Raw genomic sequence first — 16064 nt, forward strand, 5'->3', positions numbered from 1 at the left:
AGGCACTGGTCGTTGATCTGGACAATCCGCTGTGCACTGTCAAGTACAAGGATGAGATTTTTCGTGAAGCAGAGGAATGCGGACATCGGCACCCGCTGGGCGAGAGAGTAGAGTTTTGCGTTCCCGACGCTCCGCACATCGACTTTTCCTGCAATCTGCAGGATCTCGAGGTGCTTTGAAACCGAGTTCCGGGTCGCTTTGATCTGTTTTGCCATCTCGGTGATGGTCATGCCCTTCGGCCGGAACCGGAGCGCACGAAGGATCCGGGAGGGGGTATCGTGCACATCCTCCATAACAGGGGGACATACATATTATCATTTATATATATTGCCCTAAATTTATCCTGCCGCAGGATTATAACGGTCATATACCGGACACGGCAGAGTGATTCCTGCCTTCGGTACGGTATGACACCGGCGACAGGCAGTACTGATTTATGCTCAATAAAGCCTTTAAATCACAATTAAACAACATTCTTCCCCCATACGGCAATGATGACGCCAGTGATCGGCGGTAGCGGCAGACACCGGAAAAACCGCCCATGCATGAGTGATAATTAAAAAAACGTGCATCACGGGCAGAAATGCAGTGTCAGCCATACCCGGATAGCACCGGTGATCGGCACCGCCGGACAGACGGGCCGTGTCGTCCCGGGCTCAGGGCCCTTCCATAAGAGAGAGGGAGATGATATACTCGCCCTTCGCTTCCCGGGTTGTGCCGACGATCAGCCAGATCTCGTCGTCATGCCTCTCGAGAACCCCGCGGGCCTCGATCGTCTCTCCCGCGAGCGCCTGCCCGCTGTAGGTATGGGTAAACGAAAGCACGCGGGAGACACGGTCGTGATTGACCGTGTACACGGCTGGGTTGTCAAACGACAGTGACGCGTCGGTCACCGTCGCATCGATCGTCGCCCGCCCGAGCACGGTGCCCTTCGCGGCAGGAAGTGCCCTCAGGTTGTCATAGGCCCGCGTATAGAGCAGATCAAAATACGTGCCCCCGATTTCACCCCGGTTCCATTTCCGTTTCTCGTGGAGAACGAAAGAATCGTACGAAATCTCCGGCACCCGTTTGGCATAGACCTTCCTCCACATCTCTTCGGAGAGAGCCTGTACCCTGCCGTCGCCGACCGCCCGGCGCAGGTTCTCCTGTGCAACGAACCACCAGTCGCCGTACACCACCATGTCGATATCCGACCCGGTATCTTCGAGGCCGCAGAGGAGCGAGCCGGTGCATCCCGCATGGCCGGGCGGGACACCGAAGACGTCGAGCAGCCGTTTTACCCGCTCTTCACGGTCAGCAATCCTCCCGATCTCTTCCTCGGGCTTGTATACCCGCCTGATATCGGCGTGCGGTATGCGCTGGATCAGGCCCTCGTACTCGGGTTTGTGGGCGGCGACATAGGCATAGGCGTCCTCAAAATCGTATTTGCGAAACCGGGTTCCGTCCGGTGCGGTCCGGTCCCCGGTTTCGTCGGGAACGTACCGCAGCACGCAGCCGACGCGATCGGTGTTGTCATATGCCGAGACCGCATAGAGGCAGCCCCCGGGATCCTCGATAAAATCGCGTAGCCGTATCGGTTTCATGATTACGAATCCATTGCCGATAAAAATCGTGCGACGTCGTCGACCAGCGCTCCCGGTCTGATAATCTTCCGGTGCACCAGGTCCACGACGGTGCTCGGGGTGCCGGGAAGGACACCTCCGTCCACCATGAGATCGTAGACCACCGTCACCTCCTCCGGCCGGACGGGTGCCCGCTTGCCCGTGATATTCGCGCTTGTCGCCGTGATCGGGGCATCGAGCTCGGCGATGATGGAGAGCGCTATCTCGTGGTCGGGCATCCGCACGCCGATCAGCCCCGTGCCGCCGGTCAGCATCGCAGGGATGCAGGACGTCGCGGGAAGAACGACGGTCACGGCGCCCGGAAGGAACCGGCGGACGAACGCCTCTGAATCGTCGTCGATATGGGCGATCGCCCAGAGCATGTCAACGTCGGAAACGGCAACCGACATGGGCTGCGAGAGGACGCGCCGCTTCACCTCATAGACGCGGAGAACCGCTTCCTCGGACAACGCATCGGCCCCGAGGCCGTAGACCGTTTCCGTCGGGTAGACGATGATGCCGTCCCGCTGCAGCACCTGCACCGCCCGTTCCACGATATCCATCAGAATTCCCTCCCCCGCACCCTGTTGATGTCAAATATGGCTTTCGAACTGACGTGCATGACCGCAAAAACACCGGCCTGGATCGGATCGGTGACGACCAGGTCGGCATGGGCGGGCACGCTCCCGGCCATCTTGAGGGCAATGACGGGGATGCCCGAGGCACGAAGCCGGTCGACTGCCTCGCTCACTTTCCCCCCCATCAGAGACCCGGCGAGGACGAGGATCGAGGCACGCGGCAGGCGTGCCACCGCATCTACCGCCACCGAAAGATCGGCCTCACCGACGAGGGGGATCGTATCCACCGAGATCCGCTCCCCCCGGATGTTGTGCCGGTCCGCTTCATTGACCGCACCCATCGCGACCTGTGCGACCTGCGCACCCCCGCCGATGATAATCACCCGCTGGCCAAATATACGGGAAAACGGCTGGTACATCGTCACGTCGTGGATGCCGGGGACCTCGATGAGGTCGGCAATCAGCGAGCCAGGATCCTCGGTTCCTTCAAATTCGAAGTAGGCGTACGCCATGCCTTTCTGCGGGCCGCAGGAGATGATCGACTGCTGGATCATCACGATGTTTGCCTGATGATTCACCATCACGGTGGCGATGTCACGGAGTACGCCGAGGCGGTTTTCGCTGATGATGCTGATGGCATATAACCCGGAATCGATCATGCAGTTCCCGTCCCCTCACCGGCAGAAGGGGCCTGAGGCCCGACCGCCCGGAGACAGGCGGAGCCGGATTTACGGATGATCTATGTAGTGGCCCGAATAAGATAGAAGTTTGGATGTCAGGCTGCAGCGTTCCTGCGGAGCCGGTACTTGTAGATCTCATGGGCGGCGAAGAGCAGTACCGGAAACGGAAGCAGAAGAAGCAGGAACACGGGCGGAACCGAAGCGGTATTGAAGACAGCCTGTACCGGAGCAAGAGAGAGGAGCGCCCAAATCCAGATAATTTCAATGCATATCGCACCGATAAGCAGCCGGTTTGAAAACAGGCCGCGGGAAAAGGCTGAAAACTCCCACGACCGCAGCGTCCATACATTGGCAAGCTGGCAGACGACCGCCCCGAGAAGCGTCATGGTCATCGCCTGCCGGTGCAGGTCGGTGCCGGTGATCGAGAGATCGCCGTACTGCCATCCCGAGAGCAGGAGAAAACCGAGAAACGCCGCCATTGCGGCTGCGGCTTCGATCATGCCAAGGAAGAAGTACCCCCGCTTGAAGACCTCCCGGTCGAGGATACGTTCGTTTTTCCCGACCGGGGGGCGTAGCATCACGTCCTGTTCGGGCCTCTCGTTGCCGAGCGCAAGGCCGGGGAGCATGTCCGATCCCAGATCGATGGTGAGGATCTGGATAACCGACAGGGGCAGGGGTATCCGCAGGAAGAACTGCAGGATATAGGGGACGATTTCGGGGACGTTTGAAGAAAGGATGTATGTTACGAATTTTTTAATGTTGAAATAGACCGTCCTGCCTTCCTCGATGGCCGCCACGATGGAGGCAAAGTTGTCGTCGAGGAGGATCATGTCGGACGCCTCTTTCGCCACCTCCGTCCCCTTGCCGCCCATTGATATTCCGATATCCGCCTTCTTGAGCGCCGGTGCGTCGTTCACGCCGTCGCCAGTCATCGCGACCACCTCGCCGTTCTCCTGAAGGATAGTCGCGATCCGGAGCTTCTGGTCCGAGCGCATCCGGGCGAAGAGCACGTCCTTTTCCCTGAGGAGCTCGCGGAGATCGTCGTCGCTGCACCTTCGCAGCCGGTCACCGGTGATTACCGTATCCACACGGAGCCCGATATGCCGGGCGACCGCTTCCGCGGTCAGGGGGTTGTCGCCGGTGAGCACCATGACACGGATTCCCGCCTGGTAACAGCGCGCGATTGCATCGGAAACCTCCGCACGGGGAAGGTCCATGATGGCGACGAGGCCGAGAAGGACGAGATCGGATTCGCAGTCGCCGTCGCGGTAGGCAACCGCGAGTACGCGGTACGCCGCCCGTTCGAATGCCTCAGCCCGGGCGGTGATCCGGTCACGTTCCGCCTGATCCATGGGGAGGAGTTTCTCCCCCTCCGCAACATACGACACGCAGAGCGGAAGCAGCACCTCGACCGCCCCCTTCGAGAAGAGCCGCCGGCCCTCGGGATGATCGGCGACGGTCGACATCATCTTCCGTTCGCTCGTAAACGGAAACTCCTTCACCTTCGCGTATCCCCCGGTATCGACACCGCCTTTCCGGGCGGCGGCGACGAGAGCGAGTTCGGTCGGGTCCCCGATCGCACTCTGCCCGTCGATTGCCGCACGGCAGTTGAGGAGGCCGGCGCGGAGGAAGAAGTGAAGCCGTTTTTGATATGATGCCCCGGGGTTCGCAGCCTGAAAGTCTCCGTTTTGAAAATAGCCCTCCCCGGAGACGGAGACCACTTCGCCTCCCGCAAGATAGAGCTCCTTGAGGGTCATTTCGTTCCGGGTAATGGTGCCGGTCTTGTCGGAGCAGATAACGGTCGCACTCCCGAGGGTCTGGACCGAATCGAGGTTTTTAATAAGGGCGTTTCTCCGGGCCATGTGCTGGCTGGCAAGCGAGAGCGAGAGGGTGATGGTGGGGAGCATCCCCTCCGGCACGTTGGCGACAATCAGGGAGAGGGCAAAGATCGCGGAGATGAAAAAACCCCGGCCGGAAACGAACCCCAGCACGAAAAAGACCGCACCGACGAGCAGCGCTGCCGCGGTCAGGATGCGGGTGATCCGGATAATCTCCTGCTGCATCGGCGTCGGGGGTTTTTTGACCTCCTTTGCCTGGATTGCAATCTTCCCGAACTCCGTCGTCTTCCCTGTCGCGTAGACGGCGGCAACGCCGTTTCCGGAAACGACGGTGGTCCCGGCAAAGACGACGTTCTTTAATTCCGTCAAGCCGTCGTCTATGGTGGCAGGCCCCTCCCGGCGATTCACCGGCCTCGACTCGCCTGTCAGGGTGGCATTGTTCAGATACAGGGAATTGGTTTCGATCAGGATGCCGTCGGCAGGTATCCGGTCCCCCTCCTCCAGCACGAGAATGTCCCCGGGGACAACGGTTCGGGCAGGAATCTTTACCGTGGATGCATCACGCCGCACCTGCACCAGCTTCGGGATGAGCCGGGTCAGCGCCTCAAGGGTCTTGTCCGCTTTGTACTCCTGCCAGAACGCAAACGACGCATTGATGACGACGGCCCCGAGAATCGCATACCCGAGCAGGTCGTACCCCTCACCCGGCGCGTAGGAATGGGCAACGAACGACAGTACGGCGGCAATCTCGAGGAGCAGGGCAAAAAACTGCACGTACTGGCGGACATATACCCGGAGGTAATTCTTGCGTATTTTCGTTTCCAGTTCGTTGAATCCAGCGGTCTTCAGCCGCTCTGCTGCCTCCTCGGGTGTGAGGCCTGCAGGGCGGGTTTTGAGGTGGGCGAGCGCCTCGTCGACCGGGAGTGTGTGAAGGGGCGTACTCATGGCAACGGGTGATTATCTGTATGCGATCGGAAACTGCCGGGAGGGAGGAATCGACCCTGGGAAACAGATGAACCTGCAGAGAGAGCCGGTCAAAGGCGGCGGAGGCCGGGTCGTACGGCCCGGTTGTCCGGCATTATTCTGATTTCCCGGCCCGGATGTCTGCCGCAACCCGGCCGATCCGGATCGTTATGATGCGAGCATGGTGACGATGATGGCATGCCCGGGCATTACCGGGAATTTTTGCGTTAATGTCTATCGCCCGGATGACACCATTCCCTGACAGGGGGGCGACAGGCCCGAAAGCCGCGGTACGCAGTGCCGCAGTTTATTCGATACCCTCCTCCGTAAACGTCATATTCTCCACCTTTCCACTGAACGTGAGATTTCCTTCCGACTATTTATTCCTTTGCCACAATCAGGGCAGAAAAAGGTGAATTTTAGTGTTTGGCTTCATCACGGAGCAGAACGGGTTCCGGTGCCGTGATGCCTTCCCGGGCATACTCCACCCACACGCGGCGGGTCACTTCGGACCTGAACTCAAATTCAGACCGGAGATCGTTGACGTATGCCTTCGCACGGATGCGCCGGTAGTAGGGGAAGTCCTCGACAAGTACGGTGTAGGGGCGATCTTTCGAGATATAGACGTATTTTGACGTAATGACCGCGTCCTTTAAGATCTTCATCGCCCGGACCGAATCGCTCGCCGCGTTCGTGTAGACATCGATGACGACCATCATCTCCGGCTTTCCGGCATTGGCGCTGGATGACGGCTGGGAAAAGACAAAGTAATTCGGCACCGAGACGAGCGAGTCGTCGGGCGTCACGATGCGGGTGGAGCGGATGCCGATGTCCACGACTTCCCCGTAGTGCTCGCCGATGGTGACCTTGTCCCCGATCTGGTAGGGTTTTTCGAACGTGATCACGATTCCGCCCGCGATATCGCCGAAGATGTCCTTGAGACCGAGACCGAGGGCGGCGCCGAACAGACCGAAGAACGCAATCAGCTGGTTGAGCGTCGGTTCGATCACCGCCGTGACGATGTAATAGATCGCTGCCGCGTAGATGACGATCTGCAGGAGCGGGATCAGGGTCGTCACCGTGGAGCGGTACGTCCAGAATCGTGCCGAGATCTTCTTGAGCGCAAAACCCGTGATTTTTACAAGCAGCCACGCGACGACGATGATCGAGAGGATATAAATGACCGTGCCGGTATTGACCGTATCAAAGACCGAGAGGGGAACATCGATAATCTGCGTGTCGATTCCGTTCGCCATTTACCACACCATCCGCATGCGTTTGAGGTATACTGCCGAGCAGTTCAGGGCTTCGGGCTGGACCGTGTACAGCCCGTCTTTTTCCTCCACGAGCCCGAGGTTGTGCAGGCGGTAGAGCACCTTTTCTATCTCCATCTCGGGCCCGGCGATCTCCCGGAGGTCGTCGGTGTGAATGGAGTCCATGGAGAGGATGATGAGAAGCAGGAATGCCTCGTTCACGGTCAGGTCGATGATGCACTGCGCATCCGGGATCGAACTTGCCCGGATGTGGGGGTACGAGAAGCTGTTTTCCCAGATTTTCAGTGCGATCCCGAGGTTGCCCTCCGATATCTTCTGGATGCGCCTGAATATGATGTCCTCCGCCGCCACGGAATCATAGGTGCCGGCGCTCCTCCCGAGATACTCGGGGTGGATGCCAAAATAGGGATACCTGACAGTTCTTTTCAGAATCTCCGCCTCTTTCCACGTGACGGAGATAAACCGCTTCTCGACTCTCGGGGTGTCGTCGACGAACTGGATCTCCCCGGAATACTGGCCGAGAATGATGGATTTCAGCATCGGAACGTCCATCTGGGGGAGGTGAATCACTTCCGGGAAATAGGCGCTGATGTTTCGGACAGAGTCCAGGTACGACCAGGTATAACTGTTCCATGTCGTGACGAAGAGCTTCCGGGACGACGTGAGCAGGTGGAGAAATTCGTCCAGCAGGTCGAATCCGCCGATTCTCCGGAGTGCGAGAAAGTGGCAGCGGTCGATGATGATGATATCCTTCTCCCGCTGCCGCCGGATCGTCGCGATGAAATCCTTACGCGAAACAACCGATTCGAACGAGAAATAAAAAATGCGGTCCCCGTATCGTTTCCGGATCTCGTCGATGAGCACCGCCTGCCCGGCGAAAGGATCGGAGATGACCGCCACATGCGAACATTTCCCGTCCGCAAACGCCTCGATGGACGCACTGATGCGATCGAGTTCGGGAGCGTACCGGATCTCGATCTCCTTCTCCGTCTCCACGTCCTTCACCGTTTCCGTTACGGGCGGTGCATCGGGCATACCTGTGTTATATGCGTCGGGGCATTTAAGGGTTGAGGGTCGGAGCGGCGGCAATGAGGAGGAAACAGGAGGAAAATGCTGCACAGCGACATTCACGAAAAGATATTGAAAATACCGGAATTGAAAATGGCATCAGAATGCGATAACCGGGAATCGAACCCGGGCTAGAGGCTTGGGAAGCCACTGTCCTACCGCTAGACTATTATCGCGAGATAACTGCGTCATCATATCGGCGTTTCAGGAAATAAAGATTGCCGCCGCGCCTTTCAGGGGACACGCCGGAGCGTAAAGACGATGCGTGCGCCCTTCCCGGGGCTGCCCGGCACGCGGTCCTCCGCATGGATGGACCCGCCGTACCGCTCGACCAGCATGCGGGCGATGAAAAGGCCGAGGCCTTTACCGCTCTTTTTGCTCTTCCCACGCTGGAACCGGGTGAATATCCCGGGCTTGTCCTCGTCGGCGATGCCGGGGCCGGTATCGTCGACGGAGATTGAAACGGTAGCGTCATCCTCTTCAGACACTCCGATTCCGATGCGGACATCCGAACCCGCAAACTTGACGGCGTTTCCGAAGAGGTTCGTGAAGACCTCGGAGAGCAGGTCGTCCGCCATGACCCGGACGCTGCACCCCTCGTAGGCGATGTTCGTTCCGGAGAAATGCCGGATTTCCTCGCGGATCACATCGTCGAGGGAGACGGGGCGAAGGGTGGCGCTCTCCTGCCGGAGCCGCCGGATGGTCGAAACGTTGTCGATGATCTCAACACTTTTTTTCACGCTGGAGAGCAGTTTGTGTGCAAATTCCCGCTCGGATCCCTCAAGTACTTCCGTGAAGTATTCGGCATAGCCCATCGAAACAGTATTGGCATTGTTGATGTCGTGCGCCATGATATCGAGGTAGAGGTTCGCCTCCTCGTTGGCTTCCTTCAGGTTCTCCTCCGCCTGTTTCTGTTCCGTGATGTCACGGGTGATGCTTGAGGCCCCGACGATTTCGCCCCCGACGGTGCGGATGGGCGAGACGATCAGGTAGGCGTCGAAATGCGATCCGTCCTTGCGGACGCGGACCGTCTCGAAATGGTCGATATGCTCGCCGGCCCTGATCTTCCCGAGGATCATGGCGATTTCGCTTTCCCGCCCGGGCGGAACGAGAAGCGATGACGGCTGCCCGATGACCTCCACCGCCGTATACCCGGTATTCTTCTCGGCACCGTGGTTCCAGCTGATGATCGTTCCGTCGAGGTCCTGCCCGGTCACGATAGCGTCGGAAGACTCCACGATAGACGCCAGAAAGAGATTCGCTTCTTCAGTGCGTTTTTTCTCGGTGATATCGACACACGAAAAGACCATTATCCCGGTATAGGGCGTCTTGCCCGATGTTGCGACGACATCGAGCGGGGTGCCGTCCTTCCGGGTGAGACGGATCTCAAATGTCCCGTTGGCAAGGCCTTCCGTTGCGGGCCCGAAGCGCTTCCTGTCTTCGGGCGAAAGGATCGTCTGCCACGGCCGCCCGATCAGGTCCGCTGCCGGGGAGGCGAGAAGGCGCACGAATTCACCGTTCACCATGGCAATGGTTCCATCGGCCCGGAATACCGCCGTTGCCGCACCCGTGTGCTCGAACATGGTCCGGTATTTCAGCTCTTCCCGCTGCAGGGCGCCCGACAGGAGGGAGACAACGCCCGCAATCGCGATGAAGATGACCGTGCGGATCGCTGCGGCGGCGAGTATGGTCAGCGTCGCCTGAGTAAACGCCGCGACCATGAGGAGGTACAGGACCCCGAGGAGAACGGCGTACGGGATGCCGGTGCGGGGATACCGGTAGGCGGTGAGAATGATGGGGAGGTAAAAGAGGTGAGGGAACACGATGGTGAATCCTTCCGTCAGCGACACGAAGGTTACCAGGATTGTGATACACGTCGTCACTCCGATGGCCGTCAGCCAGAGTCTCTCCGAATTGAAGGCATATAGTACTCTTCCCATCAGTCTGTCCACCGTTTACCACTGTACTGGTTTTCACATCCTCAAATACCACTCGCTTTCGGTCGACGAAAAGCCTTATCTCGGTACCTGTTCAATACCATACAGCACTTTTTCTACAATAAGTGCTGGCTGATGTAAGTCCGACGTGCCGTATGGCATTGCCCCAACGTGGCTTGGGATTACATAAGAGTCAGTGACATACTGCTCTTTTTGTGGACTTACGCGTAGTATAACAAAACACAGGTGGTGAACAATTGGCACGAATGCATGCTCGGCGCAGGGGAAAATCCGGATCCGTCCGGCCAGTCCGCACCGAAGCACCTGAATGGTCCAACACGGACACGAAAGATATCGAGAAGATCATTGTGGATCTCCAGAAAGCCGGGAAGTCAACCAGTGAAATCGGTCTGGTGCTTCGCGACAAATACGGCGTTCCCAGTGTAAAACTCGCAACCGGAAAGCGCATCGGAGAAATCATCGATGAAAAAGGGCTTGCGCCCGCCATCCCTGATGACCTGCGCAACCTGATTGTGAAGGCACTCGGGATACGGAAGCATCTCGCAGAGAACAAATCCGATCTCCACAACAAACGCCAGCTCCAGCTGACGGAATCGAAAGTCCGCCGTCTTGTACGTTATTACGTCAGGTCGGGGAGGATGCCGAAGGGCTGGGTGTACAAACCGGATACTGCAGAGTTCCTGTTGTCCAGATAATCCATGTCCCTCTCATCCGCTGCGGAACACCTCGGAGAACGGCTGCGTGCCTGCGGGCACGTGCGTATCTATACGCATGACGATGCAGACGGCATTGCAGGAGCGGCGATCCTCTGTCAGGCCCTTGCACGGGCGGGGATCGGCTTTTGCGTGAGCGTCAGGGATCGCATCGTTCCCGAGGACGTTCGCGGTGAGGAGAATGTACTGCTCTGTGATCTCGGAGCCGCGCTCGAGGATCTTCCGGAGGAGACCATGGTCATCGACCACCATCTCCCGCACTTTGCGGGGCCGTGGCACGTGAATCCGCGCCTCGAAGGCGAGGACGGAGAGACCGGCTGTTCGGCGGCAGGCATGGCGTATCGTGTTGCACAGGAGCTCGGTGACAACAGGGATCTTGCGGGCCTTGCCATCACGGGGATGATCGGCGACCGGCAGACATGCACCGGCACCAACCGTGACATCTGCAATGACGGGATGGCCGCGGGAACCATCGTTCCCCGCAGGGGGCTCCGGCTTCCCGGCAGGGATGCCGCCGAGCAGCTCATCCTCGCCGTCGATCCCTACATCGAGGGGATCAGCGGGGAGGAAACCTCCGTATCGTCGCTGCTTGCCGGATGCACCACGGAGGAATCGACCGACAGCGAGTGCCTCATTTCCCGTCTCGTTCTTGAGATGGCACCCGCCGCACCGGCGGAGGCGATGGAGGCGCTCTACGGCGACCGGTACGAACTGGGCCGCGAGATCATTCACGATGCGCACACGCTTGCAGCGGTGCTTGATGCATGCGGAAAATCGGGGAAAGGCGGACTTGCCATAGCCCTGTGCCTCCGGTCCTCCACGGGACTGCAGGAGGCGTGGGAGATCGCCCGTGCCTACCGCCATACCGTCATCGGTGCTGTCAGGAGCGTCCGCCGGGTCTCCGATACCGCCCCGTTCTTCGAGACGGAGAACGCGAGCATGACCGGCGCCGTCGCCGACGCGATTGCGTACTCGCAGATGCACACCGCCCCCGTGGTGGTGATGGCATGCACCGGGGATACCTGCACCGTCTCCGCACGCCGCCCCGCCGGCATCGACACGGATCTCGGATCGCTCCTTCACCGGATTGCCCGCGAATGCGGCGGAGAGGGGGGCGGCCACGCGGCCCGTGCAGGAGCCCGGGTGCCTGCGGAACAGACCGGCCGTTTCCAAAACGGCATTCTGGAGGCGCTGACATCATGATACGGATCGACGGCACCATCCGGACCGCACACGCCCATTCCGTCTGCGTGGCGGAGGCGATACGGGCGGACAATCTCTCCCTGATGAGGACGACTGCGGAAGAGGGACACGTGATGACGGAGATTAACGGCACGAAAATGCGCTCCGTCATCGCATCAGTGGATGATTATCTGATGAATCTGGCAATAGCGGAGGAAGTATGTTGTTACGCTTCTCACTAAACGCAGATCTGGTTACGAGCGGTGATATCCCCGACGAGGCGGTTGCAGCGATCGGACAGGCTGTGGATGAGGCAAACAGGAGCACGTTTCAGCGCGGGGTGCCCGCAGAAGCGGAACCAACCGATATCGGACGGATCACGGCGTGGAATGCCGCGGGGAGCGTCCTGCATCTCGAGATTGAGAGCGGGCCGTATACCCGGGCACATGACGCCCTGTTCCGTTTCAGGAAACAGCTGGCACCCGTACTCGGCAGGCACCGGATCGGCATCCGGAGCATTGATATAATCGCGTTTTCCGTCCGCCTGACCGGCACGGTCGACCCGGCGGCAATCCCGCGCCTCCCCATGATTAAGGAGACGGCTGCGGATGAGAAAGGGGTGACCCTCACGCTGGACGTCGGCCCGACGGATCTCGAAAACCGGGTGCCCGACCGGCTCGTGCGTCTTATCGAAGAGAAAGCGGAGGCGCATGCCTACGGCGGTAAGACGGAGCACTGGGAACTGATCTACGAAAGCCCGAAACAGCCCGTGCGGTTCACGGACGATCCGACTGCGGAGATGCTGAAGCGGGGCTGGATCAAGCACGGCGCCTCGCGGGGACAGTGGATCTTCGGCCCGCAGCCCGTCCGCCTGTTCCGGGCGTTTGAGACGATCGTCGTCGAGGAGATCATCCGCCCGCTCGGGTTTTCCGAGATGATCTTCCCGAAGCTCGTCCCGTGGGAGGTCTGGAAACGCTCGGGCCACGCAAAGGGCGTGTACCCCGAGATCTACTACGTCTGCACCCCGAAGACCCGCGATCCTGCCTACTGGGAGGATGTGGCGGATTACTTCAAGGTGACCGGCGAAGTCCCGATCGAGATGATCCGCGACCGGCTCGACGGACCGGTTGGCGGGATGTGCTATGCGCAGTGCCCGCCGTTCTGGCCGTTCGTGCAGGGAGAAACGCTCGCAAACGACTGCCTTCCCGCCCGGGTCTTTGACCGGAGCGGCACATCGCACCGTTACGAGAGCGGCGGCATCCACGGGATCGAGCGGGTGGACGAATTCCACCGGATCGAAGTCCTCTGGCTCGGCACCGCCGAGCAGACGGTCGAGGTGGCGGACCGGCTGCACGAGGCTTATACCCGTGTCTTTGACGAGCTGCTTGAGCTCGAATGGCGGTGTGCACGGGTCACGCCGTGGTTTATGGCACAGGAAGGTCTTGTCGGGGTTTCCGAAAACGAGAGTATCGGCACCCGCGATTACGAGGCGATCCTGCCCTACAGCAACGGGTGGCTCGAGTTCCAGAACGTCAGCGTAAACGGCAATAAATACCCGAAAGGCTTCAACGTCAAGATCCAGAGTGGTGCAGAGTGCTGGTCGGGCTGTTCAGGCATCGGGCTTGAACGGTGGACGGCCGCATTCCTCGCCCAGAAAGGATTTGATGTGTCGCAGTGGCCCGAACGGGTGGCACAACTGATGGGAGAACCCGAAGAAGTCTTCAGGTTCCTCTAAAAAACGAGGAAAAAGGAATGATGAAACAATGAGGTGGTAATGTGGCAAGACGAAAACAGATTGGACGAAGAGTGGAAGGATGGAAGGCGAAGAGCTGGTTCAAGGTCTATGCGCCCGACTCCTTTGAAAAAGTATACATCGGGGATACAATCTCCGGAAATCCCGAGAACGTGATCGGCCGCATCATGCAGACGACGCTCGGTGAGATGACACACGACTACTCGAAACAGCAGATCAAGATGCGGTTTCGGGTCGACAACGTCGCAGGCGACGCCGCGTATACCCAGTTCGTGGGCCACGCGGTCACACGCGACTACCTCCGGGCGCTCGTGAAGAGGCGGACGTCCCGTATCGACAGCATCGTGCTCGTGACGACGAAGGAAGGAAAGAAACTCCGTCTCACGGTCACCTGCCTGACACTCTCCCGGGCGAACATCAGCCAGGTGCACGCGATCAGGAAGATGATCACCGAGCAGCTGATTCTGACGGCGTCGAAGATGGACTTCGATTCCTTCGTCAAGGAGGTCGTCTCCGGCGATGCATCCCGCGAGCTTTTCAAGAACGTGAAGCTGATCTACCCCGTCCGAAGGGTGGATATCATCAAGTCGCGGCTCGAAGAGGCCGCTGTCTTAACCCCCCTGTCCTCGTGACGGGGCACATTTTTTTTCCCGGAGCGTCCGGGATCGTTGTGATCAGGGCTCCCGCCGCACCGGTTGCGGATGTGATCAATAAGACTGATAAGGCTGCGACGTGAAACATTCACCCAAGGCGGCGTGAGATGGAGCGTGGCGTTTCCGACTGGCTGATGCAGTGTTCACTGCCCGACAACACCGAACTGCAGGAACACACCCTGAAGACGGATAGATGCATCGTCATCGGGGACCGGTGCAAGATCGATTACGGGCTGCAGGGCGATGATGTCGTCATCTGCGAATTCTGCAGCATTAACGGGAACATCCTCGCCGACGGGGACGTGCGCATCGACAATTTTTGCGAGATCCGGGGAGATGTCGTTTCCCGGCAGGATGCATACCTCGGAGAAGGAGTGACGATCCAGGGAAGGCTCGTCGTCTCCGGGGATCTTGATATCGGCGACAACGTGATTATCGAGAAGGGATTCGAGGCGAAAGGATGGATCTCGATACGGAACCCGATGCCGGTAATCGCGTATATCGTGCTCTATCTCGTGGCACTCCTCGGCATTGAAAAGGAGGAGGAGCTGGATAATTTCATGAAAGAATTTTTCGGGGATGACGATGACGAGGGTGATGACCGACAGGCCGCAGGGGCACCGCTGATGATTCCGACGTCATCGGTTCTTACGATGGAGAAATTCTCCGTCCCCGGTACAATGACGATCGGGACGAAATGCCGGCTCCACGGGAATATCAGGGCTGATTCGATCCATGTGATGGAAGAAGCGACGATCTTCGGGAGCCTCAAGGCGAAGGAGCGTGTCACAATCGCCGATCTCTCGACCGTCCACGGTGATGTGACGGGCGGCGGTCCGGTGCAGATCAGCGCCGGGGTGCATGTTCTCGGCGATGTCCGGTGCGGAAGCCTGGTACTGCACGAGAATGCCCGGGTGGACGGGACAATCAGGGCACCCGAAGGTGTCCGTATCGAGAGGGCTGCATGATTCTCGCCGATCTGCTCGAGATCGATGAGCTCACCTGTGTCGAACCGACCTTTGCGGAGCTTGTCGACGGAAGATATTCACAGACGATACTTGACCTTGCGGCGGACGCCGCCCGGCTGGTCATCGACGAGGCAGAGCAGCCCCTCGCACTGGCGCTTCGCTCAGAGAACGTCTGGTTTGCCGTCCATTTTGTGTTCAGGGGACCCGGCATGAAGATCTATGAGCGTGCCGAGGAGCTGGACGCCGAGATCTACCAGGAATCACGGGACACGTGGCTCGCCGGGCTTCGCGAGTATTACTGCCGCGATCTCCGGGAAAGAGTGGAGCCGGCACCGGAGGACACGCGGCCCGGCCGTGACACTGAGATCCGCGATCTTCTCACCGGCGTCTGGAGCGGGTTCGGGGGAACGAGCTGCATCGACGGATGCTGCGGTTCGGGGGTTGCGTCGGCCGTGCTCCGCGGACTCGGCACGACCACGCTGGCCTATGACAATGACCCCGCACTGCTCTCTCTCGGTCTCGCAACCGGGCGGCTTCGTCCGGAGGATACGATGTGGATCGACGGGACGGATGCATCGGTCTACTGCCCGCCCGCCGACAGGGCTGTCGGGCTGATGCTCGGCGACATACGACCCTATCAGGCAGATCTCTGGGAGGCAATCGTCGAGGAGATGCTGTTCCTTTCCCGGGAGACGCTCTTCTCCACCGCTACGGAGGCGGAGATTCGCATGGTTTCCGGGTGGTGTGCGGCACAGGGGCGGCGTGTCGAGGTCTTTGAGACCGACAGGGACCCCATCTACGACCGCTGGGTCTGCCTCGTACAGGAATAAATAAA

At 59.4% G+C, this 16064-nt stretch carries 14 protein-coding genes, 1 tRNA gene and 1 pseudogene; 7 read left to right on the forward strand and 9 right to left on the reverse strand.

Features of this window, described 5'->3' with window-relative positions:
- From APR53_02110 to APR53_02150, 9 genes and pseudogenes are all read right to left on the reverse strand, one after another.
- Positions 1-293 (reverse strand): annotated as a pseudogene (locus APR53_02110).
- Positions 294-656: 363 nt separating this feature from the next.
- Positions 657-1583: a DNA polymerase subunit beta gene (locus APR53_02115; GenBank protein ID KQC05588.1), complete on the reverse strand. Its 927-nt coding sequence runs from the start codon at positions 1581-1583 to the stop codon at positions 657-659.
- Positions 1584-1585: 2 nt separating this feature from the next.
- A complete protein-coding gene (locus APR53_02120; GenBank protein KQC05589.1) occupies positions 1586-2164 on the reverse strand; it encodes a translation factor Sua5 in 579 nt (192 codons plus the stop codon).
- Positions 2164-2838, reverse strand: a complete 675-nt coding sequence (locus APR53_02125; GenBank protein ID KQC05590.1) for a hypothetical protein — start codon at positions 2836-2838, stop codon at positions 2164-2166. The genes APR53_02120 and APR53_02125 overlap by 1 nt, the downstream gene beginning before the upstream one ends.
- Positions 2839-2954: 116 nt before the next feature.
- Complete coding sequence (locus APR53_02130) at positions 2955-5642, reverse strand: ATPase (protein ID KQC05591.1); 2688 nt, start codon at positions 5640-5642, stop codon at positions 2955-2957.
- A gap of 437 nt (positions 5643-6079) precedes the next feature.
- Positions 6080-6916, reverse strand: coding sequence for a mechanosensitive ion channel protein MscS (locus tag APR53_02135; protein ID KQC05592.1), 837 nt, complete (start codon positions 6914-6916; stop codon positions 6080-6082).
- A complete protein-coding gene (locus APR53_02140) occupies positions 6917-7969 on the reverse strand; it encodes a hypothetical protein (protein ID KQC05593.1) in 1053 nt (350 codons plus the stop codon).
- Between the two features lie 138 nt (positions 7970-8107).
- Positions 8108-8178: transfer RNA gene (locus tag APR53_02145), tRNA-Gly, on the reverse strand.
- Positions 8179-8235: 57 nt separating this feature from the next.
- Positions 8236-9942, reverse strand: a complete 1707-nt coding sequence (locus tag APR53_02150) for a hypothetical protein (protein KQC05594.1) — start codon at positions 9940-9942, stop codon at positions 8236-8238.
- A gap of 254 nt (positions 9943-10196) precedes the next feature.
- Here APR53_02150 and APR53_02155 point away from each other — a divergent pair, with 254 nt between their 5' ends.
- The 7 genes from APR53_02155 to APR53_02185 all read left to right on the forward strand — a co-directional run bounded on the left by APR53_02155 (position 10197) and on the right by APR53_02185 (position 16059).
- Positions 10197-10655 carry a 30S ribosomal protein S15 gene (locus tag APR53_02155; protein ID KQC05595.1) on the forward strand — a complete coding sequence of 153 codons (459 nt, stop codon included), beginning with the start codon at positions 10197-10199 and terminating at the stop codon, positions 10653-10655.
- A gap of 3 nt (positions 10656-10658) precedes the next feature.
- Positions 10659-11876 carry a hypothetical protein gene (locus tag APR53_02160; GenBank protein KQC05596.1) on the forward strand — a complete coding sequence of 406 codons (1218 nt, stop codon included), beginning with the start codon at positions 10659-10661 and terminating at the stop codon, positions 11874-11876.
- Complete coding sequence (locus tag APR53_02165) at positions 11873-12097, forward strand: hypothetical protein (GenBank protein ID KQC05597.1); 225 nt, start codon at positions 11873-11875, stop codon at positions 12095-12097. The genes APR53_02160 and APR53_02165 overlap by 4 nt, the downstream gene beginning before the upstream one ends.
- Positions 12076-13590, forward strand: a complete 1515-nt coding sequence (locus APR53_02170; protein KQC05598.1) for a serine--tRNA ligase — start codon at positions 12076-12078, stop codon at positions 13588-13590. Before APR53_02165 ends, APR53_02170 begins: the two co-directional genes overlap by 22 nt.
- Before the next feature lie 41 nt (positions 13591-13631).
- Positions 13632-14240, forward strand: coding sequence for a 30S ribosomal protein S3Ae (locus APR53_02175; GenBank protein KQC05599.1), 609 nt, complete (start codon positions 13632-13634; stop codon positions 14238-14240).
- Between the two features lie 128 nt (positions 14241-14368).
- On the forward strand, positions 14369-15229 hold the full coding sequence (locus APR53_02180; protein KQC05600.1) for an acyltransferase: 861 nt from the start codon (positions 14369-14371) through the stop codon (positions 15227-15229).
- The gene (locus APR53_02185; GenBank protein ID KQC05601.1) at positions 15226-16059 is read left to right on the forward strand and encodes a hypothetical protein; all 834 of its coding nucleotides are present in this window, start codon (positions 15226-15228) and stop codon (positions 16057-16059) included. Before APR53_02180 ends, APR53_02185 begins: the two co-directional genes overlap by 4 nt.
- The last annotated feature ends 5 nt before the right edge of the window (positions 16060-16064 follow it).

The organism is Methanoculleus sp. SDB, from assembly GCA_001412355.1.
Lineage (GTDB): Archaea > Halobacteriota > Methanomicrobia > Methanomicrobiales > Methanomicrobiaceae > LKUD01.